Consider the following 2,571-nt stretch of genomic DNA (forward strand, 5'->3'; position numbering starts at 1 on the left):
AAAGATAAAAATGTACGTGTTAATACGATTTCTCAATCTCCTACACCAACAACAGCAGGAAGTGGAGTAAAAGGTTTTGATGGCTTTATTGCTTATGCAGATAAGATGTCTCCTCTAGGTAATGCAACAGCTATGGATTGTGCTAACTATACAGTAACATTGTTTAGTGATTTAACCAAACGAGTTACTTTACAAAATTTATATAATGATGGCGGATTTAGTAATATGGGAGTGAGTGATGCCGTAATGGAAGCTTTTACTAAAGAATAGTATTTCTTTAAATAATAAATAACTTGATACTTGAAGCGTAACTTTGAATAAAGTTGCGCTTTTTTGTTAAATTAATGAGAATATCTTATTTTGTTGTGAAGTTCCTTTTTTAGAATTATACAAGAGTTATTCTAGTTATGAAAAATATATGGTTTTTAGTTTTAGTTACATTTAATTTTTCTTCAGCTCAAATCACTTTTACAGAAAGCTCACAACAATTAGGTGTGTCAGCTAGTTGTAACTTTACTTATTTAGGAAATGGCATTAGTTTTTATGATTACGATAATGATGGTTGGGATGATATTTCTATAGCTTCAGCTAATGGAGATCCAATATACTTCTTCAAAAATATTAATGGCAATTTTGTGCTTCATAACATAAACGTTGTAACAGATAACCTTAATGCAAAGCAAATTAATTGGGTAGACATCGATAATGATGGTGATAATGATTTGTTTATAACAAGCGATAATTCAGGGAATAAACTCTATGAAAATTTAGGCAATATGATTATGAATGATATTACTAATACCTCAGGGATGTTATTGGATCAGTTTCCTTATTATGGTGCTTCTTGGGGAGATTATAATAATGATGGGTATTTAGATGTGTTTATAAGTGTTAGAGATAGTTTTATTCCCAATATTTTATATAAAAACAATGGTGATAAAACATTTACTTTAGTCAATTCAGAAGCAGGCTTATTAAGTACTGGTTTTATGTCATTTTGCTCTGCTTTTTTAGATTATGATAATGATGGAGATCAAGACATTTATGTGTCTAATGATAAATATGCTTATCGTAATTTAATGTATAAAAACAATGGAGATGGTACTTTTAGTGAAGTTGCAATAGAAGCAAATACAGCAATTAGCATAGATGCAATGACAGTTACTGTAGCTGATGTTAATCAAGACGGATGGTTAGATATTTATGTTACTAATGATCTAGAAAATAGTGTGCTTTTTATTAATAATGAAGATGGAACTTTTTCAGATATGGCACAATCTTATGATGTAACATTTAATAGTGTTGGTTGGGGAGCTGTTTTTCTAGATGCAGATAATGATGCAAATCTAGATTTATATGTTAGTAGTGGAAGTAATGGAAGTGGTTCAAATCTGTTGTCATCAGCATTTTACGAAAATAATAATGATGGTACTTTTAGTTTAAATAATGCAGCTGTACCAAATGACTTTGCTAATAGTTATGGTAACGCAATAGGCGACTTAAATAATGATGGTTATCCCGAAATAGCTGTAAATAATATTAACCATAGCAACATTTTTTTATGGAAAAATAATACTTCTGATATTAATAATTGGCTAAAGGTTGAGCTTGAAGGAACTGAAAGCAATAGGCAAGGCATTGGCTCGTTTATTGAAATATCAATTGATGGTGAGAAACAATACCGCTACACACACTTAGGAGAAGGCTATTTGTCTCAAAATTCAGGAACAGAATTTTTTGGTGTAGGACAAAATACAGTAATAGATTATGTAAAAGTAAAGTGGTTAAGTGGAATTGAAGATGTTTTATTTAATGTACCGGTCAATCAAACCATTAGTATTGTAGAAAGTTCAACTTTATCAGTTTTAGAATATAAAAATTTGCCTAAAGTGTTTTTTAATAATCCAATAAATGAAGTTGTAAATATTAAATCATCAGTTAAAATTCTGAGTTACAAGATTTTTGATGTCTTAGGTAAGATAATGCTTACTAATCATGTAAATAATGAAAACGCTAATATTAATATCGATAGTTTTGAAACAGGCGTATATTTTTGTAATTTAAAATTAGAGAATGATTTAACTACAGTAATTAAATTAGTAAAAAAATAAAATTATCTAAAAGACTGATTGTTAGGGTTTTGTATTGTTTTTTTTTGTTAATTTCTTATATGGGGAAATAAAACATCGCTATCTTTTTGACGATGTTTTTTGCTTTTAATCGGTTTATGCTCAATCGATAATAGCATTAAAAATGATTACCATATTTTTGGTAGGTAATAATAAAATATATGTTTAAATGAAAAAAAATACAATTAATTTTTTTGTAGTAATGTTCTTGCTAAGTTCACTAATGAGTTTTGCACAGACATTAAATCAAAATGCTGGTTGGCCTAATGCAGCTTGGTCTGTTACTGGAACTTATGATACGGATCCCACAGCATTTGAGGCAGACCCAACTGCAACTTCAAATTTCGCTTTTGATGATGATGATGCTGGAAGCGGAAGTGATGATTCTATTGCGGCAGAATCTCCTATTATAGATTTAACAGCAGCTCATACAGCTGGTGAA

2 protein-coding genes and 1 pseudogene are annotated in these 2,571 nt (G+C 29.6%); all 3 read left to right on the plus strand.

Annotation, left to right across the window (positions count from 1 at the left end; translation table 11 throughout):
• A partial coding sequence (locus N4A42_RS06070; RefSeq protein ID WP_294071390.1) for an SDR family oxidoreductase occupies positions 1–270 on the plus strand: 270 nt, incomplete at its 5' end.
• 137 nt (positions 271–407) lie between these two features.
• Entirely contained in the window at positions 408–2,111 is a 1,704-nt protein-coding gene (locus N4A42_RS06075; protein ID WP_294071392.1) for an FG-GAP-like repeat-containing protein, read from the plus strand.
• A 187-nt stretch (positions 2,112–2,298) separates the two neighbouring features.
• A pseudogene (locus N4A42_RS06080) lies at positions 2,299–2,571 on the plus strand (hypothetical protein); the annotation flags it as partial.

It is taken from the genome of Winogradskyella sp. (assembly GCF_025210595.1).
Lineage (GTDB): Bacteria > Bacteroidota > Bacteroidia > Flavobacteriales > Flavobacteriaceae > Winogradskyella.